At 56.2% G+C, this 22,936-nt stretch carries 19 protein-coding genes and 7 tRNA genes; 17 read left to right on the plus strand and 9 right to left on the minus strand.

The features are described from left to right. Positions 1–12 precede the first annotated feature (12 nt). From G7069_RS07160 to G7069_RS07180, 5 genes are all read right to left on the minus strand, one after another. Positions 13–1,494: a Ppx/GppA phosphatase family protein gene (locus G7069_RS07160; protein ID WP_166297624.1), complete on the minus strand. Its 1,482-nt coding sequence runs from the start codon at positions 1,492–1,494 to the stop codon at positions 13–15. 53 nt (positions 1,495–1,547) lie between these two features. Further along, positions 1,548–3,632, minus strand: a complete 2,085-nt coding sequence (gene ppk1 / locus G7069_RS07165; protein WP_166297626.1) for a polyphosphate kinase 1 — start codon at positions 3,630–3,632, stop codon at positions 1,548–1,550. Continuing rightward, positions 3,632–4,951, minus strand: coding sequence for a phosphate regulon sensor histidine kinase PhoR (phoR, locus tag G7069_RS07170; protein ID WP_166295758.1), 1,320 nt, complete (start codon positions 4,949–4,951; stop codon positions 3,632–3,634). Before phoR ends, ppk1 begins: the two co-directional genes overlap by 1 nt. 3 nt (positions 4,952–4,954) lie before the next feature. Further along, complete coding sequence (gene phoB, locus G7069_RS07175) at positions 4,955–5,656, minus strand: phosphate regulon transcriptional regulator PhoB (protein WP_166295761.1); 702 nt, start codon at positions 5,654–5,656, stop codon at positions 4,955–4,957. Between the two features lie 98 nt (positions 5,657–5,754). Beyond that, on the minus strand, positions 5,755–7,353 hold the full coding sequence (locus G7069_RS07180) for a M48 family metalloprotease (RefSeq protein ID WP_240912504.1): 1,599 nt from the start codon (positions 7,351–7,353) through the stop codon (positions 5,755–5,757). A 134-nt stretch (positions 7,354–7,487) separates the two neighbouring features. On the opposite strand from G7069_RS07180, the gene grxC reads away from it, so the two are divergent. Together grxC and G7069_RS07190 are read left to right on the plus strand one after the other, a co-directional pair. After that, a complete protein-coding gene (grxC, locus tag G7069_RS07185) occupies positions 7,488–7,751 on the plus strand; it encodes a glutaredoxin 3 (protein WP_166295766.1) in 264 nt (87 codons plus the stop codon). Between the two features lie 94 nt (positions 7,752–7,845). Beyond that, positions 7,846–8,853 carry an isocitrate dehydrogenase gene (locus tag G7069_RS07190; protein ID WP_166295769.1) on the plus strand — a complete coding sequence of 336 codons (1,008 nt, stop codon included), beginning with the start codon at positions 7,846–7,848 and terminating at the stop codon, positions 8,851–8,853. A 69-nt stretch (positions 8,854–8,922) separates the two neighbouring features. On the opposite strand, the gene G7069_RS07195 is transcribed toward G7069_RS07190, so the two are convergent. Then, complete coding sequence (locus G7069_RS07195; RefSeq protein WP_305055007.1) at positions 8,923–9,681, minus strand: Bax inhibitor-1/YccA family protein; 759 nt, start codon at positions 9,679–9,681, stop codon at positions 8,923–8,925. Between the two features lie 175 nt (positions 9,682–9,856). On the opposite strand from G7069_RS07195, the gene G7069_RS07200 reads away from it, so the two are divergent. The 13 genes from G7069_RS07200 (at position 9,857) to G7069_RS10750 (ending at position 19,483) form a co-directional block, all read left to right on the plus strand. Next, positions 9,857–9,933 (plus strand) — tRNA-Pro (locus G7069_RS07200). Positions 9,934–9,952: 19 nt separating this feature from the next. After that, a tRNA-Arg gene (locus G7069_RS07205) sits at positions 9,953–10,029 on the plus strand. A gap of 25 nt (positions 10,030–10,054) precedes the next feature. Further along, positions 10,055–10,131, plus strand: a tRNA-His gene (locus tag G7069_RS07210). Between the two features lie 54 nt (positions 10,132–10,185). Further along, positions 10,186–10,261 (plus strand) — tRNA-Lys (locus G7069_RS07215). A gap of 59 nt (positions 10,262–10,320) precedes the next feature. Continuing rightward, a tRNA-Leu gene (locus G7069_RS07220) sits at positions 10,321–10,405 on the plus strand. 265 nt (positions 10,406–10,670) lie between these two features. Further along, positions 10,671–11,969: a trigger factor gene (tig, locus tag G7069_RS07225; RefSeq protein WP_166295772.1), complete on the plus strand. Its 1,299-nt coding sequence runs from the start codon at positions 10,671–10,673 to the stop codon at positions 11,967–11,969. Between the two features lie 30 nt (positions 11,970–11,999). Further along, complete coding sequence (clpP, locus tag G7069_RS07230) at positions 12,000–12,626, plus strand: ATP-dependent Clp endopeptidase proteolytic subunit ClpP (RefSeq protein ID WP_166295775.1); 627 nt, start codon at positions 12,000–12,002, stop codon at positions 12,624–12,626. 112 nt (positions 12,627–12,738) lie between these two features. Continuing rightward, positions 12,739–14,040 carry an ATP-dependent Clp protease ATP-binding subunit ClpX gene (gene clpX, locus G7069_RS07235; protein WP_166295778.1) on the plus strand — a complete coding sequence of 434 codons (1,302 nt, stop codon included), beginning with the start codon at positions 12,739–12,741 and terminating at the stop codon, positions 14,038–14,040. Between the two features lie 209 nt (positions 14,041–14,249). Further along, positions 14,250–16,733: an endopeptidase La gene (lon, locus tag G7069_RS07240; RefSeq protein ID WP_166297630.1), complete on the plus strand. Its 2,484-nt coding sequence runs from the start codon at positions 14,250–14,252 to the stop codon at positions 16,731–16,733. 160 nt (positions 16,734–16,893) lie between these two features. Next, entirely contained in the window at positions 16,894–17,169 is a 276-nt protein-coding gene (locus G7069_RS07245; protein ID WP_166295781.1) for an HU family DNA-binding protein, read from the plus strand. 16 nt (positions 17,170–17,185) lie between these two features. Continuing rightward, positions 17,186–17,260, plus strand: a tRNA-Val gene (locus G7069_RS07250). 67 nt (positions 17,261–17,327) lie between these two features. Then, positions 17,328–17,404, plus strand: a tRNA-Asp gene (locus G7069_RS07255). 105 nt (positions 17,405–17,509) lie between these two features. Further along, complete coding sequence (locus G7069_RS10750; protein ID WP_166295784.1) at positions 17,510–19,483, plus strand: SurA N-terminal domain-containing protein; 1,974 nt, start codon at positions 17,510–17,512, stop codon at positions 19,481–19,483. Between the two features lie 68 nt (positions 19,484–19,551). Here the strand turns inward: G7069_RS10750 and G7069_RS07265 are convergent, their stop codons facing one another. The 3 genes from G7069_RS07265 to gloB form a co-directional block, all read right to left on the minus strand. Next, a complete protein-coding gene (locus G7069_RS07265; protein WP_166295787.1) occupies positions 19,552–20,340 on the minus strand; it encodes an enoyl-ACP reductase in 789 nt (262 codons plus the stop codon). Between the two features lie 81 nt (positions 20,341–20,421). Further along, a complete protein-coding gene (locus G7069_RS07270; RefSeq protein ID WP_166295790.1) occupies positions 20,422–21,045 on the minus strand; it encodes a lytic transglycosylase domain-containing protein in 624 nt (207 codons plus the stop codon). Next, complete coding sequence (gene gloB / locus G7069_RS07275; protein ID WP_166295793.1) at positions 21,045–21,794, minus strand: hydroxyacylglutathione hydrolase; 750 nt, start codon at positions 21,792–21,794, stop codon at positions 21,045–21,047. Before gloB ends, G7069_RS07270 begins: the two co-directional genes overlap by 1 nt. Positions 21,795–21,832: 38 nt before the next feature. Between gloB and G7069_RS07280 the strand changes: the two genes are divergently transcribed. Further along, positions 21,833–22,495 (plus strand): class I SAM-dependent methyltransferase, encoded by a 663-nt coding sequence (locus tag G7069_RS07280; RefSeq protein ID WP_166295796.1) that lies wholly within the window; start codon positions 21,833–21,835, stop codon positions 22,493–22,495. Further along, entirely contained in the window at positions 22,492–22,935 is a 444-nt protein-coding gene (gene rnhA / locus G7069_RS07285; protein ID WP_166295799.1) for a ribonuclease HI, read from the plus strand. The genes G7069_RS07280 and rnhA overlap by 4 nt, the downstream gene beginning before the upstream one ends. Position 22,936 lies beyond the last annotated feature (1 nt).

Here is a 22,936-nt window from a genome sequence, read left to right on the forward strand (position 1 = left end):
CGAACGCGGGACTCAAACCAGTCTGATCGTCAGTTTGATGCCCAGACCCTTCAATTCCTCCGGCGCACTTTCCAAATCCGTTCGCAGTAAGGGGCGTGCATCCAACCACCTTTCATTGAGTTCGAGCGTAAGTGAGTTGCCTCTAGCGATGAGCCTTTTGCGTTTGATCCGCTCATCCTCATGCGATCTGTGAAGCAGCACCGCAATGCGCAAGAGCATCACCAAACGTCGCGTCGAAGGGCGAACACGATCCGGAAGTGCAGCCAAACTGGAGCGACTGATCGAACGGCGTTGGTTTCGGACGATGCACGCCAGTTGTTGTTGCTCTTGGAAGGTGAAGCCCGCCATATCCGAATTCTGCAAGACGTACGCGCCATGGACTTGATATTGGCTGTGTGCAATCGCGAGTCCAAGTTCATGCACGCGTGCGGCCCAAGATAGGCGCGCCATATCATCAGAATCGAGCTTCCACGTCTTGGCAACTTGTTTGAAGAGGCTGCGTGCTGTCTTATCGACACGCGACGCTTGTGCGGTGTCGACGCCATAGCGCAGCATCAGCGCGTCGATGGACGACTCGCGCGGATCCACGCCTCCGAAACGTCCGGCCATGTCGTACAAAATGCCTTCGCGCATCGCGTCCTTGCTGACGCGCATTTCGCGAATGCCAAGCGCGGAGAAAGCGGCTTCGAGCACGAGTATGCCGCCGGCAATCACCGGCTTTCTGTCCTCATTGAGATCGGGTAGCTCGATCTCGTCGACTGAGCCGAATGAAAGCACGTGTTCGCGCAACGTCCACAGTGCGACGGGTGTGATCTCACCGTTCGTGAGTTTCATTTCCTTACAGACCTTGCCAATGGCTTTGATCGTCCCTGACGAGCCGATGGCTTCGCTCCACCCCAACTGCCGATAGGTCAACGCAAACTGCTGAAATTCTGCCGCGACTTCGATGAGTCCTTGTCGCCAACGCTTGCGCGTCAGTTTTCCATCGCTGAAAAAACGTCGCGTGGTCGTGACGCAGCCAACCTGCAAGCTTTCCCGTTCGATCGGATCCAGTCCACGGCCGATGATGGTTTCCGTCGAGCCGCCGCCGATATCCATCACCATGCGCAGGCTGCCATCGCGCGTGGGATTTGCCTGCGCAACACCCAAGTACACCAAACGCGCCTCTTCGCGGCCTGCCACAACTTCGATGGCGTGCCCCAGTGCGGCCTCTGCGCGAACCAAAAATGATTGGGGTTCCGCAAGCGCGCGTACGGAGTTCGTCGCTAGCGCGCGCACGTGTACGGCTGGAATGCCTCGGATGCGTTGTCCGAAGCGTTCCAAGCAGGCAATCGCGCGGTCTTCGACTTTGCGATCGAGCTTGCCTTTTGCATCCAAGCCTTCAGCCATGCGCACCATCTCGCGCAAACGGTCGACAATGCGAAGTTGGCCTAACTGTTGCTGCGCAACCACCATATGAAAGCTGTTCGACCCGAGGTCGATTGCAGCCAGCATGTCACCGTTCTTGAGGGGTAAAACGCTCAAAAGATTTTCCCGCTTTAAGTTCGTTAGTCGGTTTTTGACAGCAAGGTATTTTGCGCGGAGTGAGGCGTCTGTCCTGTCTGCGGTTCCAGACGTTCATAACGTCCGTCTGGCATCAGCGCCCATGCTTGTGTGTTGTCCGCAAGATAGTTTGCCAGCGTTTCGTCAAAAACACGTTTCGCAAGCTTTTTGTCCAAGATCGGGAAACAGGTCTCTACGCGCCTCAAAAGGTTGCGCTCCAACCAATCCGCGCTCGAACAAAAAATCTCCGGCGTATTGTCATTGGCGAACCAATACACGCGATGGTGCTCCAAGAACCGACCGATGATTGATCGAACGGTGATGTTCTCTGAGACGCCTTTGACGCCAGGCCGCAAGGTGCAGGCACCGCGCACGATCAGTTCGATTTTTACGCCGGCCTGTGAAGCGCGATAGAGCGCACGAATCACGTTCGGCTCGTTCAATGCGTTCATTTTCGCAATAACGTGCCCCTGCTTGCCGGCCAACGCATGATCCGCTTCGCGTTCAATCCGCTCGAGCAAGCCGCTGTGCAAACTGAAAGGCGATTGTAAAAGTCTTTTCAACTTGACCTCAGACGCCAATCCGGAGAGCTGCTGGAATATCTGATGCACGTCTTCGGTAATCTCTGGATGGCAAGTCATCAATCCGATATCGGTGTACAGGCGTGCCGTGCCGGCGTGGTAATTGCCTGTGCCCATATGGACGTAACGGTTGAGCTTGCCGTTCTCACGCCGGACAATGAGCATCATCTTGGCGTGGGTTTTGTAGCCGACAACGCCGTAAACGACTTGAACACCCGCTTCTTGTAAGCGATCGGCAAAGCCCAAGTTGGCCTCTTCGTCGAACCGCGCAAGAAGCTCAACGACGACGGTGACGTCCTTGCCATTGCGTGCGGCGTGAATCAGCGCATCGACAATCGGTGAGTCTTTACCCGTTCGATAAAGCGTCTGTTTGATCGCGAGTACGTTGGGGTCCATCGCGGCTTGTCGCACCAACTCGGGCACCGGCGTAAATGCGTCAAACGGGTGGTGCAGCAGAACATCACTCTTACGAATCGTTTCAAACAGATTCTCGGTGTCCATCTGCCGTGGGTGCATCGGCGGAAACTTCAATTCCGGGCGGTTCACCAAGTCATAGACTTGATCGACCCGATTGAGGTTGACAGGTCCCTTGATGCGATAGACGGCGTTGTCAGTGAGTTCGAACTTCTGCAGCAACATCTGAGCGATGTCCGGTGGGCAGTCTTCTTCAAGCTCAAGGCGCACGGCACGCAGATAGCCGCGACCGACCAATTCATCGCGCAATGCGTGGGCAAGGTTGTCTACATCGTCATCATCCATGATCAACTCCGAGTTGCGCGTGACTCGGAATTGATAGGCCCCTTTCACGCGCATGCCCGGAAACATTTCATCGACAAATGCAGAGAGCACCGATGACAGAAAGACGAAGTCATGGAACTTCTCGCCATCCCCATCTGCATCAGGCATTCGGATAATGCGCGGCAAAGACCGTGGCGCACGCACAATCGCCAAATGTCCCTCGCGTCCAAAGGCGTCACGGCCTTCCAGCACGACGACGACATTCAGCGTCTTGTTCAGGATTTTCGGGAAGGGGTGCGCGGGGTCAAGACCCAAAGGCGATAGCACTGGCATGATCTGCTCGCGGAAATACTTCCGCAACCAATTGCGTTGCGCATCCGTCCATTGGTCGTGTTCGGGCAGGTTGATACCGCAATCCAGCAATGCGGGTTTCAATGCGTTGTAGAAGCAGTCGTATTGGTCCTGCACAAGTTCCGCAGCGCGCGCATGAATTTGTTTGATCAGTGTCGAGTACGTGCGTCCGTCGCTGCCGGCCGCCATTTCAAGGTGTTCTGCGTGGCGAATGCGGCCGGCACGAATCTCGAAGAACTCATCGAGGTTCGTGCAAGAAATGCACATATACCGCAAGCGCTCCAAGAGCGGAATGTCTGCGTTGTAGGCCTGCGCAAGCACACGGAAATTGAAATCGAGTTGCGAGAGTTCGCGGCTCAGGTAAAGCGCGCTGTCATGCAAAGATCGTGCATCAACGGGCGTCGCTAACTTGCTTGCCATCATTCTGCCGTGCTGAGCGGGCGACGGGGCACGATCCGGTGTGCGCTTAGATGACATGTGAAGGTGCTTCCTTTGCCAACATCACTTTCAATCTCCAGTGAGGCGCCGTGATTGTTTAAAACATGCTTGACGATGGATAAGCCGAGGCCCGTGCCACCCAGTTCTCTGGACCGGCTATTCGAAACCCGATAAAAGCGTTCCGTAATTCTCGGAATTTGTGCCGAAGGAATACCATACCCGCTATCGCGAACGCTGAGTGCAGCGCCTTCACCCTCGCGTCGAAACTGAATATCAATTTCGCCATGCTTCGGGGTGTAGCGCACGGCGTTGCTAATTAAATTCGAGAACGCGCTGTGTAATTCCTTGTTAGAGCCCCAAAGGTCGACATGTGCGTCATCGGAGACACGTATGACGTGTTGGCCGCCACTCAGGGCTTCCGCTTCGCGCCTTAATGCTGCAAGCATGAAGGGCATCGATACGACGTCTTCATCCGAAGGCTCCTGTGCTTCCAATCGGGAGAGCGTCAGCAAGTCTTCAACGAGATGATTCATACGCAGCGATTGCTGGCGCATTTCCGTAAACATGCGACTGCGTTCGGGGTCTTCTTCATCGTCAAGCAAATCGAGATAGCCGTGCAAAACCGTCAAGGGCGTTCGCAACTCGTGTGACACATTGGCGACGAAGTCATGACGGACTTGTTCCAAATGCATCAGTTTGCTGACGTCACGCGCAATCAGAATGCGCGCGCTGTCCGTATAGGAGAAGAGCTTGAGTGCAAGTCGAATGTTTGCATCCACAGGCGACGCTTCATCCGGCAGTGAATCTTGAGCGTCGTCACGATTCAACCAGCCGGGCACGCTCAAATGCATCAGGTGCGAGTCGAGCGAGCTGCCCACATCTCTTGGGTAGGCCAAGCCCAGTAATGCCGTAGCCGCGTCATTGAACCATTCGATCTCATTGCGTTCGCCTGAAATGACAACCACGGCATCTGGAAAACTTGCGCCAGCATGGCCATAAACACGCAGCATCGACACCAAGCGTTTCTTGCGGGCACGTGCCGCGTGATGCCGTCGCGAAAGCACGCGAATAATCTCATTCCAAATGCCACCGCCTTCAGGCGCGCGCGGCGTGCTGCGCGTGTTGAGATGGCCGAGTAAGGTCCTAAGTTGCCAGAGCTGCCATGCGACGATAGCGATCGCAGTGAGTGCCAAGGCCATCCACACATGCTGTGTCAGCAGGCCAATGAGCAGTGCGGCTCCCAACAGTGCAGCCACCGGCCACAGTGTTTTCAACCATGCCGTTCGAAGTGCTGAATTCATGTGTCAGGCGGCAGCCGAAAAGCGGTAGCCGGCGCCGCGCACTGTTTGGACCATTGCGTCTAACGCATGCGGTTCAAGTGTCTTGCGAAGGCGTCGGATGTGGACGTCTACCGTGCGTTCTTCCACGTAAACGCTGCCGCCCCACACATGATCAAGGAGCTGCGACCGTGTGTAAACGCGTTCCGCATGCGTCATGAAGAAGTGCAGCAAGCGATATTCGGTCGGCCCAATGGTCACGGGCACGGCGGTGCTGTTGACAGTGGCAAAGACACGATGCGCAGCGCCATCAATTCGAAGCGCGCCGACACTGACATTGCCTTCTTCGTCGTCTTCCCTTGAGCGTCGCATGACCGCGCGAATGCGGGCGAGCAATTCACGCGCAGAAAACGGTTTGACGACATAGTCATCCACGCCAGCCTCAAGGCCAGAGACGCGGTCGTTCTCTTCGCCGCGCGCGGTCAACATGATGATTGGAATGTCTCGCGTCAATGCATCTTTGCGCCAGCGGCGCGCCAATTCCAAACCGCTGGTGCCGGGCAACATCCAGTCCAACAAGATCAAGTCGGGCAAAAAGTCTGCGATCGCCGTTTGCGCGTCTCGTGCGTCGCCTGCGGAAATGGGTTCGAACTCCGCTTTGCGAAGTGCATAGGCCACCATGTCCCGAATGGCGGGCTCGTCGTCAACTATCAAGATTCGCTTTTGCACGGTTTCGCCAATTCACTTGAGTCGTGCACATAGGACTACAGTTTAGTGACAGTGTTATGACAGTGTCGTGGTGCGCCTATGCACCGCGAGTGGCGGGCTCAACGATCTCGTTGCGGCCCGTCCCAGTCTTTGAAGCCTTGGCGTCGCAGCTCAAGCACCACAGGCGTCATCGATGCGATGCGCGCGTCAATTCTGGCACGCGCGTAGTAGTCCAAGTCTGGGCGTGCTTTGAGCGTATGGAGTTGCATGAGCGCGGCTTCCGGGTTCCCCGTCAAATACGCGGCCTCCGCATGCGCTTCACCTGCGCGCACAGTGTCGCCGGCGATTTCGTTGGCGCGGGCGTAAGCCGTTTGAAACGTCGGGTCATCACCGGCTGCTGCAGCAATATTGCGCAACACGGCTTGAGCACGCGCACCTGACGTCTTGTTATTTCGACGCGTCAGAACTTGCGCATATGTCAATGCCACGGGCTGACTATTGGGCATGCGCGTAAGCAAACTTTCAAACGCGGCATCAGCGGCAGCAGCATTGCCGGACAAGCCCAGTGCTTCAGCGCGCGTCAACTCCACCCAAGGATGTTGCTGGCCGGCTGGCGAAATTTTGGCCAACGTACTGAGTGCCTCGGCGTAATGAGCACCTCGGATTTGTGCGACGGCCATGCCATAGCGTTTCGAATCCGGTAGGTCGCCCGCTTTGCCGTAATCCAAATACTCCCTGACGGCGAGGGTCGACGTGCTCGCACTCAGTGCACGAATGCGTTCGCGTGCAAAATCGAAATTACTTTGCGTTGTGAAACGGGTGCTGGAGGTGACTTGCATGTTGCCGGGCAACAGGGGATTGTTGCCGCCGGTGCCAACCGCAAACCCTGCGTTTGAATGGAAGGTCCGTGCGCGCTCTTTGGCTTCAGCAATGCGTACTTGTGTCACCGGGTGCGTCAGCAAGTAGTCGGGCGTTTCTTCGCGATCCCCGCCGCGATTTGCACGCATCGCATTTTGCATGCGTTCGAAAAACGTTGCCATCGCATCTGCGGAATAGCCGGCGCGTGTCAGCAGGCGAATACCCACACGGTCTGCTTCGGCTTCGCGACCGCGCGTGTAGTTGATTTGCCGTTGAACCATGAGGCCTTGCGCGCCCATGACAGCGGCCATGGTGCCATTGGCCGCTGAACTGCCACCGACAGTTTGCGAAACGGCAATGGCCCCCAGCATGGCGAGCAAAATCGGCAACTGATCGCGTTTGGCTTGTTCGACGGCGCGCAATACGTGTGCCTGCGTCACGTGCGCAGTCTCGTGCGCAAGCACGCCCGCCAGTTCGTCTTCTTTCTCGGCCAACAAGATCAAGCCGGAATTCACCCCGATGTAACCACCCAAGGTGGCAAAGGCGTTGATTTCCCGCTCGCGCATCAGAAAGTAGTGAAACGACGCATCAGGTTGATTGTTGGCTGCAACGAGTTTGTGACCTACCGATTGAATCCACTCGTTGAGCAAGGGATCTTCCATCGTCAAATTCATATGCCGCAATTGCATCAACATCATTGCGCCATAGCCGGCCTGTTGCGTCGGTGACAGCAGCGCATCGGCTGAAGAACCCATGCTCGGCAATCGACTGTCTTGTGCGCTTAGGCGATCGGGCAGCAGGACACCCGTTGCTAAGGTCAATGTGATGGCCGTGGCCAGAACGCGGGATCGAAACAACACGGGCACCTGCAAATGGGATGATTGCCCGCCAAGCATGCCGTGTACGCGCTCATGGCGCGTGAATTGCGCGTAAATATTGCGGGTGCAAGGTCGGGCAATTCAGCGCAAAATAGACCTTCTACGGGAGATGCCAGATGTCGCAACAGAAAGAAATCAAGATTTACACCACATTGGTGTGCCCCTATTGCGTGGCCGCCAAGAATTTCTTGAAATCCAAAAATCTGGCGTGGACGGAAGTTCGAATTGATACCGATGCCGCAGAACGCGAGAAAATGGTCGAATTGACCCGCCGCACAAGCGTGCCGCAGATTTTTGTAGGCGATACGCACGTCGGCGGATACGACGACATGATGGCGCTCAATCGCGACGGAAAATTCGATGCACTCCTCGCGGAGTAATCGATTCCTTCAGGTAACCGGACCCCTCCGTCTGGCATAATTGTGCCTTCGCTGGCGTATGCATTCCGCGTTACGCGCCTACTGGAACCTGAAAATGACCCACACGATCACCGTGATCCGTGGCGACGGCATTGGCCCTGAAATCATGGCTGCCACGCTACATGTTCTCGACACCATGAAACTCGGCTTGGCTTACGAAGAAGCTGACGCGGGATTGGCTGCCCAAGAAAAGCACGGAGAATTGTTGCCTCAGGCGACGCTGGACTCGATCGCAAAGAACCGCATTGCGTTGAAGAGCCCGCTGACCACGCCGGTAGGCGAGGGCTTTACCTCGATCAATGTGAGCCTGCGCAAGAAGTTCGACTTGTATGCGAACGTGCGTCCGGCCAAGAGCTTCCCCAACACCAAATCCCGTTTTCCGGATGGCGTGGACCTGATCACCATCCGTGAAAACACGGAAGGCTTGTACATCGGTGACGGCCAAGCCGTGTCTGAAGATGGCGAGACGGCAACATCGACGTCGCGTATTACCCACAAGGGCGCCGAGCGCGTCGTGCGTTATGCGTTTGAGCTTGCGCGTAAGACCGGTCGTAAGAAAGTCACGATCGTACACAAGGCCAATATTCTGAAGTCCACCTCGGGCTTGTTCTTGAAAACCGCGCGTGAAATTGCTGCGCAGTATCCAGACATTCAAGCGAACGAAATGATCGTCGACAACACCTGCATGCAGTTGGTGATGCGTCCTGAACAGTTCGACATTATTGTGACCACCAACTTGTTCGGCGACATCATCTCTGATCTGTGCGCCGGCTTGGTTGGCGGCCTGGGCTTGGCACCGGGCGCCAACATCGGCGACAACGCTGCGATCTTTGAGGCTGTGCATGGCTCAGCACCGGATATTGCAGGTAAGGGCATCGCTAACCCCTGCGCATTGCTGCTCGCAGCCGGTCAAATGTTGGACCATTTGGGCATGCCAGAAGAGGCCAACCGCCTGCGCAATGCCATTGTTGACACCTTGACCGCGAAAGACAACTTGACGCCTGATTTGGGTGGCACGGGCACCACGATGTCTTTTGCTGAGGCAATTGCAAGCCGTTTGTAATTCAAACGGCAGCTAAGAAAAAGGGCACCGTGCGGTGCCCTTTTTTGTGTTCGAAGAAACTGCGTTTGATTAGTTGCGCAGTTTGCCGAGCAAGCGCAGGAACTCGATGTACAGCCACACGAGGGTGACCATCAAGCCGAACGCACCGTACCATTCCATGTACTTCGGCGCACCGCGTTCAACGCCGTTTTCAATGAAGTCAAAATCCAGCACCAAGTTCAGTGCAGCGATGATGACCACGAAAACGCTGAAGCCGATACCCAACATGCCGCTGTCATGAATCATCGGGATTGATTTGCCGAAAAAGCCCATGACGATCGAAACGAGGTAGAGCAGAGCGATACCGGCCGTGGCCGCAAACACGCCAAGCTTGAAGTTTTCGGTGGCTTTGATCAGGCCTGAACGGTAAGCCAAGAGCAAGCCGCCCATGGTGCCCATGGTTGCCATCACAGCCTGCAAAACGATGCCTTGGTACTTGGCTTCGAATACGGCCGATACGGCACCGAGGAAGAGGCCTTCAACCAACGCATACAGCGGCGCGGTGATCGGCGACCATTCTTTCTTGAACACGGTGACCATCGCGAGGATGAAGCCGCCGATCGCACCACCCAGCATGTAGATCGAACCGCCAGCGCTGAGGTTGCCTGACGCGTCAATCATTTGCGACCAGGCGTAGGCCGCCGACAGACACGAAAGGATCAGGAGAATTGCGGTCTTGTTGACCGTACCGTTCAAGGTCATTGCATCTGCTGCGCCTCTAACGACGCTGCCGGTGCCCAAATCGAGGAAGGTTGACTCCTTGAGGGCGGGGTTTCCGCTGCGAATCATGTTTTCTACTCCGTATGAATACGACCACATATATGGCGTCAAGCGGAGCATAACGCAAGTTTGTTTAAGGGTTCGCATTGACATCAGGCGGGCCGACAGCCAAAATGCCCGTCTTCGCAAAACACAACGAGCCATAGGCATGCCTTGGCGGGCGGGTGCGACGGAAAGCTCTCGTCGGGGTATAGCGCAGTCTGGTAGCGCGCCTGCTTTGGGAGCAGGATGTCGGGGGTTCGAATCCCTCTACCCCGACCAACTCTGGTTTGATCCGATTGCGCCCGTAGCTCAACCGGATAGAGCACCGGCCTTCTAAGCCGGTGGTTGCAGGTTCGATTCCTGCCGGGCGCGCCAGTTGTGTTTTGAGGTCGTTTCAATGGTGGCTGTAGCTCAGTTGGTTAGAGTTCTGGATTGTGATTCCAGTGGTCGGGGGTTCGAGTCCCCTCAGCCACCCCATTGATTCAAGTGCCTATTCACAATGAAACAGGCGCACGATACAATTTGCAGTTCGGGCTGTTAGCTCAGTTGGTAGAGCAGTTGACTCTTAATCAATAGGTCGAAGGTTCGAATCCTTCACAGCCCACCATCTTGAAAACCCTGCCAGAAGGCGGGGTTTTTCTTTGATTGGCTTACAATTTTGAAATTGCGAAAGTGGCGGAATTGGTAGACGCCCTGGTTTTAGGTACCAGTGCCGCAAGGCGTGGGGGTTCGAGTCCCCCCTTTCGCACCACGCCGGATAAAAAAATCCCCCACCCAGACTGTGTCAACGCGCCGTCGCGAGCCTCAAAAGCCAAGCGACGAGCTTTAAAAGCGCACGCGGTGAGCGGCAAGTGCCAAGTGGCAAGCAAAGCAGCCCCAGAAGGCCCCGCCGCCCAAGCCCCTAGCACCTTCCCCCAAAATCGGCCAAAATAGTCGGCTAGCCGTGTGCACAGGTTGCCGCGTGCCCCTAATTCGTTCATCAAGTCCGCGGCTCGGTCGTGGCGGCAGGAGTTTTCATGCAAGTTTCAATCGAATCCACAGGCAATTTGGGCCGCCGCGTTACGTTCCGCGTGCCGTCCAGCGATTTCAATAACAAAGTGGGTTCGCGCCTGCGCGAAATTGCGCGCGACGCACGCATCAATGGCTTCCGCCCGGGCAAGGTCCCGACCAGCGTGATCGACAAGCGTTTTGGCGCGCAGGTCCGCGGTGAACTGCTTGACGAAATGTTGCGCGAAGGTTTTGGCAAGGCCGTAGAAGGTCAAGAACTGCGTATCGCCGGCAATCCGCGTATCAGTCCGGACCAAGGCGCTGCAACTGAAGGTGAGCTCGCTTATGTCGCTGACTTCGAATTGGTGCCGGATTTCGGCAAGGTCGACGTTTCAGCACTGGAAGTGACGCGCTACACGGCAGAAGTGACAGACGCCGACGTCGACAACATGATCGAGAACTTGCGTGCGCAACGCCGCAGCTGGTCGCCGGTGGATCGCGCCGCGAAAGACGGTGATTTGACTGACGTCGAAATGTGGGGCGAGCTCGACGGTAAGCGCATGCCGCCGCAGGGCGCGGATGTGTCTGCGACCGTGATCGGTTCGAAGGCGATGTTGGCAGATATTGAAAACGCATTGACCGGCATGAAGACGGGCGATGAAAAAACCCTCGACGTGACCTTTCCGGCAGATTGGGGCAACCAAGAAATTGCCGGCAAAACGGCCAAGACCAACATTAAAGTGACGCAAGTGGCTGAAGCCACTTTGCCGGAAGTCGATCAAGCTTTCATTCGCAGCTTTGGTGTGAAGAGCGGTGACGCGGATCAATTCCGCGGTGATATTCGCGCAAACCTTGAACGCGAATTGAAAGGCGCATTGATGCACCGTTTGCGTAGCGAAGTGGGTGAGGCCTTGATCAAGGCCTACGCCGAAACCGAGCTGCCGCCGCAAATGATTCAAGAAGAAGCGCAAGCCATGGCCAACAATGACGCGGCGCAAGCTGCGCAAATGGGTCAGAAGATGGAAGCATTGCCGGGTCCTTACGCTGACGCTGCACGCAAGCGCGTCCTCGTCGGCCTCTTGGTGGGCGAAGTGGCACGTCAAAACAATTTGCGTTTGGACACCAACCGCTTGATGGAAACGATGCGTCTGATCGCTTCGACCTACGAGCAGCCGCAAGAGGTCATTGATTTGTACCGCAATGACCCCCAACTTATGCAAGGACTGCAAAATCGTGTGATGGAAGAGCAAGTGATCGATTGGATCGCGGATCAAGCCAAACACAACGATGCGCAGCTAAGCTTCCAAGAAGCGATTCGTCCGGAATAATCCGGCCGAAAGCCATAACAGGGAAACCGGATGAGCATTGAAACCAAGAATTTGAATCTCGTGCCGATGGTGGTGGAGCAATCCAGCCGAGGCGAACGCGCGTATGACATCTATTCGCGCCTGTTGAAAGAACGTGTCATTTTCTTGGTTGGTCCGATTGACGATTACATGGCCAATGTCATCGTCGCCCAGCTGTTGTTCCTCGAAGCCGAAAACCCCGAGAAAGACATCAGTCTGTATATCAATTCGCCGGGCGGCGTCGTAACCGCGGGTATGGCGATCTACGACACGATGCAATTCATCAAGCCGGACGTCTCCACGATTTGTGTGGGGCAGGCCGCTTCGATGGGTGCGCTGTTGCTGGCTTCGGGCGCAGCCGGAAAGCGCTATGCCTTGCCGAACGCGCGCGTCATGATTCACCAGCCGCTGGGTGGCTTCCAAGGCCAGGCCACCGATATCGACATTCATGCACGTGAAATTCTGACCCTGCGTCAGCGCTTGAATGAAGTGTTGGCCAAGCACACGGGTCAATCCCTTGAAACCATCGCGCGCGATACCGAGCGAGACAATTTCAAGAGCGCCGAAGCCGCGCGTGATTACGGCTTGGTCGACCAGGTCATCGAACGACGCCTTGACGACACCATTCAGGCTAGCTGATTTCTTGGCCGAAGCCCTCACAGGGCACTGATCTGACAGGGTTTTCCGGGGTGCTTGGCATCCTGGAATGCTGTGCTATTCTCCAAATGCAACTGGATTTACTGGGAAAATAATGAGCGAAGACCGTTCGGGCCGAACATCCGACACATCAAAAGTCCTGTTCTGCTCCTTCTGTGGAAAGAGTCAGCATGAAGTGCGACGTCTGATCGCGGGTCCTGCCGTCCACATTTGCGACGAATGCGTCGAATTGTGCAATGACATCATCCGTGAAGAGTTGGATCCGAAATCGGATGCCACACGGAGCTCGCTGCCTAAGCCACACGAAATTCTTGAAGTACTGAATCAGTACGTCATCGGGCAAGCACGCGCCAAAAAGACCTTGGCCGTTGCTGTCTACAACCACTACAAGCGGATTGAAAGCCGTCAAAAGTCTGACGACATCGAGCTGTCGAAGTCGAACATTCTGTTGGTCGGTCCCACGGGCTCGGGTAAAACGTTGTTGGCCGAGACCTTGGCACGCACGCTCAATGTGCCGTTCACCATGGCGGATGCCACCACGCTGACCGAAGCCGGTTACGTTGGTGAAGATGTCGAAAACATCATTCAAAAGCTTTTGCAGAAATGCGATTACGACGTCGACAAAGCCCAACAAGGCATTGTCTACATCGATGAAATCGACAAGATCTCTCGCAAGAGCGAAAACCCGTCGATCACGCGCGACGTGTCGGGCGAAGGCGTTCAACAAGCGCTGCTCAAATTGATCGAAGGCACCGTTGCGTCGATTCCGCCGCAAGGTGGCCGTAAACACCCGCAGCAAGAGTTCCTGCAAGTCGATACACGCAACATTTTGTTCATCGTCGGCGGTGCATTTGCAGGCTTGGACAAAGTCATTTCGCAACGCACCACAGACTCCGGCGGCATCGGCTTCTCGGCGAAGGTGAAGAGCAGCGAACGCAAACTCGAAACGGGCAAGGTGCTCGCTGAAGTCGAACCCGAAGATTTGATCAAGTTCGGTTTGATTCCAGAATTCGTGGGCCGCTTGCCGGTGGTAGCAACGCTTGAGGAATTGGATGAAGCCGCGCTGGTCATGATCCTGTCAGAGCCGAAAAACGCCATCACCAAACAATTCCGTCGATTGTTCGAAATGGAAGGCGTTGAACTCGAGTTCCGTCCCGAAGCCTTGAACGCCATTGCACGTAAAGCGTTGAAGCGGAAGACGGGTGCACGCGGTCTGCGCACCATTGTCGAATCGGTTTTGCTCGATACGATGTATGACCTGCCGTCGTTAGAAGGCGTCAGCAAAGTGGTGGTGGACGAATCGGTAATTGAGAATCGCACCCCGCCGTACTTGATCTATGACCCGGCCGCGGCGGCGGCAGCTGCGCCGCAACAGAAGCTCGCAAGCGGCGAGTGAAGCAATGGGCGCCTTTAGGCGCCCATTTACATTGTGGGGAGGTTTGATTCACTTCACGCACGTTAGGCTTGCATTGGGGCCCCAAGCCCCCATGTCATTTGAAATGAAGGCTGCTTTGAACGCAGTCGTGAACAATCAGGAATCCGAAAGTGGAAGAAGCGAAAGAGATCACCGAACAAGACACCCCGAGCATCACCACGCCGGAGGGCATGGTGCCGGTGTTGCCGCTGCGCGATGTGGTCGTGTTTCCGAGCATGGTGATCCCGTTATTCGTCGGCCGAGAAAAGTCGATTCGTGCACTTGAAGCCGCCATGGCCGGCGACAAGCGCATTTTATTGCTCGCGCAAGTCTCACCCGATATCGATGATCCGGAACGCAACGATTTGTACACCGTCGGTGCGATGTCGCAAGTGTTGCAAATGCTGAAGCTGCCCGACGGCACCATCAAGGTGTTAGTCGAAGGCATCTCGCGTGCGCGCGTCATCGATATGATGCAACACGAAAGTGCGTTGTTCGCACACACCGAAACCTTGCATGAAAATGCAGAGGGCGAAGCGTCCGAGATTGAAGCCTTAAGTCGTTCGCTCATCGGGTTGTTCGAGCAATATGTCAAAACCAATCGCAAATTGCCGCCAGAGCTGCTGCAATCCTTGAGCGGTATCGAAGACCCCGCGCGCGTCTCTGACACAGTGTCTGCGCACCTGTCCGTGCGCTTGCCGGATAAGCAAAAACTCTTAGAAACGGTTGATCCTGGCGCGCGCCTTGAACAACTGATTGCGCTCGTCGATGGCGAGCTTGATGTGCAGCAACTTGAAAAGCGTATTCGCGGCCGTGTGAAATCTCAAATGGAGAAGAGCCAGCGCGAGTACTACCTCAACGAGCAAATGAAGGCCATCCAAAAAGAGCTGGGTGACTTGGACGAAGCGCCCAATGAAATGGATGCGCTGACGATCAAGATTGCCGATGCCGGCATGCCGAAGCCGGTTGAAACGAAAGCCAAGGCAGAGCTGTCGAAGCTCAAACAAATGTCAACAATGTCGGCAGAGGCGGGCGTCATCCGTAACTATCTGGATTGGTTGCTCGGTGTCCCTTGGAAGAAGCGCAGCAAAGTGCGTCGCGACCTCAAGTTGGCGCAAGAAACCTTGGACGAAGATCACTTTGGGTTGGAACGCGTCAAAGAACGCATTCTCGAATACCTTGCAGTCCAATCACGCGTTTCGAAGATGAAAGCCCCGATCTTGTGCCTGGTCGGCCCACCTGGCGTCGGTAAGACTTCGCTCGGCCAATCCATTGCCAAGGCGACGAACCGCCAATTCGTGCGCATGGCCTTGGGCGGTGTGCGCGATGAAGCTGAAATCCGCGGACACCGCCGAACCTACGTGGGTTCGATGCCAGGCCGCATCGTGCAGAACCTCAACAAGTCGGGCACCCGCAATCCGCTCTTCGTACTCGATGAAATCGACAAGATGGCAATGGATTTTCGCGGCGATCCGTCGTCGGCATTGTTGGAAGTGCTGGATCCGGAGCAAAACCATTCGTTCAACGACCACTATTTGGAGGTCGATCTGGACCTTTCTGAAGTGATGTTCATCGCAACCTCCAATTCGATGAATATCCCGGGTCCTTTGCTGGACCGCATGGAAGTCATCCGCATTCCGGGTTACACGGAAGAAGAAAAGCTCAACATCGCGATTCGCTACTTGATTCCCAAGCAGATGAAAGCCAATGGCTTGCGTGAAGGTGAGCTTGAGATCGATGAAAGCGCGGTGCGTGACATCGTGCGTTACTACACACGCGAAAGCGGTGTGCGTAATCTCGAGCGCGAGATCGCCCGAATCTGCCGCCGCGTGGTGAAGCAAATTGCACTGGCCGGCCCGCAAATGCCTTCGCCTTCGAAGACCAAGAAGGCTGCCGCCAAGAAGGCGAGCAAAGCGCCACGAAAGGCGAAGCCCAACACCGTGCGAGTTGACGAAGGCAACCTCGATAAGTATTTGGACGTGCGCCGGTTTGATTTCGGTCGCGCTGAAGAAGACAACGAAATCGGCTTGGTCACCGGCTTGGCATGGACCGAAGTCGGCGGCGACCTCCTTCAAATCGAATCCACCTTGGTGCCAGGCAAGGGCGGCGTCACGCTGACGGGGCAACTGGGCAACGTCATGAAGGAATCGGCGTCTGCTGCGCTCTCCGTCGTACGCGCGCGCGCTGAGCGCCTGGGCATCGACCCGGACTTCCTTGGCAAGTTCGACCTGCACGTGCACGTGCCGGACGGCGCGACGCCCAAGGACGGCCCGAGCGCAGGTATCGCGATGACCACCTCGCTCGTCTCAACGCTGACCAAGATTCCGGTGCGCGCGGATGTCGCGATGACCGGGGAAATCACCCTGCGCGGTCGCGTTACCGCCATCGGGGGCCTCAAAGAGAAGCTTTTGGCGGCGCTACGCGGTGGCATCCGAACGGTGATCATTCCGGATGAAAACGCCAAAGATCTCGCTGATTTGCCGAAAGCCGTCACCGAAAACCTGCGCATCGTTCCGGTGAAATGGATCGACGAGGTGCTGGATCTTGCCTTGGAAAGCCCGATTACTGTCGGTAAGAAGCCGGCAACGGGCGGCAAGAAGGCCGCTTCGAATGCACCCACAAAGCAAGCTTCACGACGCCGAGAATCCACCCGGGTTCGCGGTGTCAAGCACTAAAACCCAGTCATTGCAAGCGTTACACGCGCTTGCGGTGGCACGGGAAACGCTGGTATAACGATTCGCTCGATCCGGCGAAGTTTTAGCCACCTGTCCCCCGCGGTAGATCGAAACATTTATTTCACGATGGTCGAGATGACCATCCATTCTGGAGAACCAAATGAACAAGGGTGAATTCATCGACGCAGTCGCAGAAGCGGCCGGCATGTCCAAAGTTGATGCAGGTCGTGCGGTCGACGCCGTTGTGGCCACTGTGACCAAAACGTTGAAGAGCGGCGATTCGATTGCGTTGGTCGGCTTCGGTACCTTCGAAGTGCGTAACCGTGCAGAACGCACCGGTCGCAACCCGAAGACCAAAGAGCCGATCACCATTCCGGCATCGAAAGCAGCTGCATTCAAGCCGGGCAAGGCTCTTAAAGACGCCGTCAACAGCTGATAGCGACTTCGAGTTCGGGCGCTTAGCTCAGCGGTAGAGCGTCTCCTTTACACGGAGAGGGTCGGGGGTTCGATCCCCTCAGCGCCCACCAGTTTTAAAGTTGTTGAAAATTAGTGTTGCAAAGCGATGAAGTGTTGTATTAAACTTTCGCGCTTCATGGAGCGGTAGTTCAGTTGGTTAGAATGCTGGCCTGTCACGCCGGAGGTCGCGGGTTCGAGTCCCGTCCGCTCCGCCATTTGAAGCAAAAAACCCTGCAGAGATGCGGGGTTTTTTGTTTTTGCACGAAGCGCTCATAGCCGCATTCGCGTTAAACTGCACAGTCACGTCCGGAAACCGAAATATGCTTCAGAGCTTGCGCGATAAAACCAGCGGCTGGATTGCCTCCGTCATCATGGGATTGCTTGTCATCCCGTTTGCGTTCTTCGGCATCGACCAATACATGGGCACAAGCTCAGAGTCGTTCGTTGCGCGCGTGGAAGCGCCGCCGACCTGGTGGGCAAGTGCGCCGCACGTTTGGCCGCTGACGCGCCTGTGGACAGTGGAAGACATCACCACGGATCAATTCCGCAAAGCCTTTGACGACCTGCGCCAATCAGAACGTCAGCGTCTGGGCGATGCCTTCGACAGCGAACAATTTGAAAGCGCTGACAACAAACGCAAGGTGCTTGATCAAGTCATCGACGATCGCATCATGCAAATGGCCAGCACGCGCAACGGTGTGCAGGTTTCCGACGTCGCCGTGCGCGACGTTGTGCAGTCGTTCCCTGACTTTCAAGTCGATGGCAAGTTCAACATGACGCGCTATCAAACCGTGTTGTCGAAATTGCAAACACCCATGACGCCTGCGCAGTTCGAAGAATCCATTCGACAAGACTTGCGCCGCAACGCCTTGGCTGGCCGTATCGCTAGCTCGGACTTCGTCACGCCTTCTGAAAAAACGCGCTTGGCCAATATCATGACCGAGCAACGCACCGTTATTGCAGCGATCCTGCCGACGGTCGCCGACACGTCGGCGGTCACCGAAGCTGAGATCTCCGCTTGGTACAAAACCCACGTCAAACAATATTCATCGCCGCCGACAGTGAGCCTCGAATATGTGGACGCAGATCTGTCCTCGTTCGCAGCGCCTGCGATCAAAGAAGACGACGTTCGCGCGCTGTACGAATCGCGCAAGTCCAAATACGTCGGCAATGACCAACGATTGGTGTCCCACATCCTGATTCAGTTGCCCGCCGACGCGAAGGCCTCTGCGATTTCTGCCGCTGAAGCCAAGGCTGCACAAATCGCTGAACAAGCACGTCTGCCGAACGCTGACTTCGCGGCATTGGCCAAAGCCAATTCCGATGACGTCGGCTCAAAGGCAGCGGGTGGCGATCTGGGTTGGATCGCGCGTGACGGCAGCAATGACGCCGCGTTCGAAGCGGCTGCATTTGCCATGCAAGCAGGTCAGATCAGTGCGCCGGTTCGCACACAGTTTGGCTGGCACGTCATCCAAGTACGTGACGTCAAGGCGGGCATTGCCAAGACCTACGAAGACGTCAAGCCAGAGTTGGAAGCCGAGTTGATTAAACAATCCGGTGAACGCGCACTCAGCACCGCATTGGGTGAACTGACCGACGAGGCGTATAAGAATCCTGCGAACTTCGCGACGGCGGCCAAACGCTTGGGCTTCATCGTTCAAACCGCGGGTCCGTTGGCCATTGGGCAAGGCGATGCCGTGCTGACGAATCCTGCCGTGCAACGGGTGTTGTTCTCCAAGAATGCCGCTGAATCGACGGGCGCAGTGAGCGATCCGATCAAGGTAGGCGAAAACCACAACGTACTGTTCCGAGTCACTTCGCGAACGCCGGAGCGTCAATTGCCGATCGCAGCCGTGCGTGAACGCATCCTTGCGGACATTCATCAGGACCGCGCAAGCAAAGCAACGACGGCCAAGGCCGACAAGATGGTTGCCGAGATCAATGCAGGGCAGACCTTGGAGGCGATTGCGGCCGCGAATGGCGCCTTGCTGCAGAACAAGGGTGAAATCGTTCGCGGTGAGATTCCTACGCCGCTTGCCAATCGCGCAATTTTCGCAGTGCCGCGCCCGGTGGCCGGTAAGCAAAGCGGTGGCAAGGCGAACTTGCCCGACGGATCAGTCTTGGTGTTTGCCGTGTCGGAAGCGAAGCCAGGTGATGCAGAACGCGTCCCGGCTGACGTGCGTGAGCAGATCATGAAGCAACTGGGTGATGCCTATGGCGTCTCTTCTGCGATGAACTACGTCAAAGCCTTGAAGAAGCAATTCAAGATCAAGATTTCGGAAGACCGGATGTAATGCAACTGCATTAGCAGACACGAAAAAGGCGACCCTTAGGTCGCCTCTTTTATTGCAGGTTTTGGCGCTTAGCCGTCCAATCCCGTCATGCCCATGATGTTGTAACCGCAATCCACGTAGGTCACTTCACCGGTGACGCCTTTGGCGAGGTCGGAACACAAGAACGCAGCCACGTTGCCGACATCTTCAATCGTCACGTTACGGCGCAGGGGGGCTTGCTCTTCAACGTGTTGAAGCATCTTGCGCAAGTTGCCGACGCCAGAGGCCGCCAGTGTCTTGATCGGGCCTGCAGAAATTGCATTCACGCGAATGCCTTCCGGACCCAAGTTCATCGCGAGATAGCGCACGCTCGCTTCCAGCGCGGCCTTCGCTACACCCATCACGTTGTAGTTTGCCAATGCACGCTCAGCACCCAAATAGGTGAGCGTGAGGATCGATGCGTCGTGATTGACCATCATCGGACGCGCGGCTTTGGCCATGGCCGACAGCGAGTAGGCAGAAATGTCGTGGGCGATACGGAACGCATCGCGTGTCAGATTGTCCAGATAGCCGCCATCCAATGCTTCGCGTGGCGCAAAGCCGATCGAGTGCACTAGCACATCCAAGCTGTCCCAATGGGTTTTGAGTTCAGCGAAGCAAGCGTCGATCTGCGCGTCGTCGGCGACGTCAAGCGGAATCACGATGTTTGAGCCGTATTCGGCCGCCGCATCTTCGACCCGGGATTTCAGTTTTTCGTTCTGATAGGTGAAAGCCAGTTCTGCGCCTTCCCGCCGCATAGCTTCGGCGATGCCGTTGGCGATCGAGCGTTGGCTCGCGATGCCCGTGATAAGTGCGCGTTTACCTTGCAGGAATCCCATGATTCACCTTCTTTTCTGGAAGTCGATAGTGTGCCCTGTACAGCGTCTATTTTCACCCTTCGCAGGCGTAGTGACTGAAGCTCAGCGCGTCTGCTGCAGGACGTTGCAGCTGATGGCGGTCACCTTGTCAGGATAAACGTGGGTGATTCCCGATAGTTTGCGGCCGTGTTTGCGTCTAGAGGCGATCAGACGGCCTTCGCCGGCGTTAAAGGCCATCAAGACAGACTCCGTATGGCCTTTGAATTTGCGGTGGAGATAGCGCAGGTACTTAATCGCCGCATCGGTGGATCGGTTAGGGTTCATCCGTTCGTCCTGCTTGCCGCCCACTTTCAAACCATGATGGCGCGCCGTACGTGCGGTGAACTGCCATAGACCCGCGGGCCCAAGTGCGCTGCGTGCAGACGGGACGTAGTGACTTTCCACGAATGGGATCAGTGCGTATTCGCTGGGTAAACCTGCCGCGTGCATCTTCGTCAACACGCTATTGAAGAGCAGCCGGCCACGTCCGTTTGTTGTCCGAAGTTGTCGCGTGTACGGCGCATAGTGACGCATCCATTTCTTACGCGCCGACGTACACGGCGCCTTGTCTGCCAAATGTCGTTTGAATTCGATCAGCGCATTCGGGCTGGGCTTTTTCGAGGTTTCTGCGAGTAGGGGTCCTGCGACACACATCAACATCAGGCCGAACGCGAATGCATGTCTCATCAATAGGTATCCTTCCATGCACGAAGTGCAGCGAATCGTGAAACGGCATCTTGAAATGGGTGTCCGGCGTGCGCGGCAATACTGTTGGCCACGCTCGGCGTATCTGTCCTTAAAAACGGATTGCACGCACGCTCGATGTCCAAAGTGGAGGGGAGACTCGCGTGGCCCGCGGCGCGCAGGTGTTCGACGTGTAACGCATAGTCGCGCAGCGCTGAATTTTCAGCATCCACAGTGCGCGCAAACTTTGCATTGCTTGCCGTGTATTCATGTCCGCAACAGACCTTCGTTTCACCCGGTAAAGCTGCGAGCCGCTGCAATGACTGCAGCATCTGAGCAGGCGTTCCTTCAAACAATCGACCGCACCCAAGACTGAATAAGGTATCGCCGCAAAACACATGGCCTTCGCCGAAATACGCAACATGTCTCAGCGTATGCCCCGGGATCGCCAGCACTTCAAACCGAAACGCGCCGACTTCGACCACATCACCGTCTTGAACCCGCGTACTCACGTGGGCAATACGTGTGTCGTTGGGCGCAAAGACGGGGAGAGTTGGCCACTTGTCGCGCAAGGCCGCGAGGCCGCCGATATGGTCGTTGTGGTGATGGGTAATGAGGACTGCGGCAGGGGCTTCGTCTTGCAGGGCTGACAGCACGGGCTTTGCATCGCCTGGATCGACGACGACGCGCTGTCCGGGCGGGCCAAACAGCCAGATGTAGTTATCTTCAAACGCAAGCAGGGGGATCAGCATCGGCGCAGGTGCATCCGGTAACCGTAAACTAGTCCACGATGCCGAATTTCCATGTCCAACGTCAATCCCGTGCTGCAGCATGGTTTCAAGCGCCTGAAGCGCGAAACATCCTTGTATCGGGTTGGCCGCATTTGGCACGCGTGTGCGAGACGCGCCCGAACATGCCGGTGCTATGTGTCTCCGTTATGGGCAAACCGGAGGCCTTTGCAGCCATGCCCGTCCAACACGGCGTATGGCTGAACGCTTGGAACGACGGTTATAGCGGCGACGCGAATTGCGCACACCCGTGGCCATTGCCTTCAGAGTCGATTGGCACTTTAGTGCTTCATCACGTCACTGACGTCTTGGTTGATCGCGAAGCACTGTTCGAAGATTGTTTTCGTGTGCTGGTGCCGGGCGGGCAATTGTTCGTGTTGGCCCTGAACCCCCTTTCGCCCATGCGCCGCACTTGGTGGCGCAATGGCATTGTCTCTTCGGAACCCTCATCCTTGCGAATCGCGCTACGTCGAAAAGGCTTTCACTGTGACACCTCCACCATGGGCCTCGGCCCTGTTTGGTCGGATACACCCGATCCGACCACAGGACGTGGCGCAGGCTTGCGAGCGGCCTATTTACTTCATGCCGAAAAGCGAGTCATTCCCTTGACACCCGTGCGTGCCAAGTCGGTGACACATCAGACCGTGCCAGGTCTAGCGAAATGACGCGCAAGCAGGTTGAAATTCACACGGATGGCGCGTGCTCGGGCAATCCGGGGCCTGGTGGTTGGGGTGCGCTGCTGGTTTACGGTCAGCACGAGCGTGAAATCTCAGGCGGTGAGCCAGAGACCACGAATAATCGAATGGAACTGACCGCAGTCATCATGGCGTTGGAATCACTGACCGAAGGATGCAACATCACCTTACATACCGATTCCAAATACGTGATGCAAGGCTTCAGCGAGTGGTTGCCCGGGTGGGTCAAGAAAGGATGGAAAACTGCGGGCGGCGGTGCGGTGAAGAATCGTGACTTATGGGAACGGCTTTCGCATGCGGCAGAGCGACACACCATCAAATGGGTGTGGGTCAAGGGTCACGCAGGCCATGTAGAGAATGAGCGGGTTGATGCGCTCGCGCGTGATGCGGCAATCCGCTACAAGAAATGAG

The organism is Lysobacter sp. HDW10 (assembly GCF_011300685.1).
In the GTDB taxonomy this organism is placed as follows: domain Bacteria; phylum Pseudomonadota; class Gammaproteobacteria; order Xanthomonadales; family Xanthomonadaceae; genus Solilutibacter.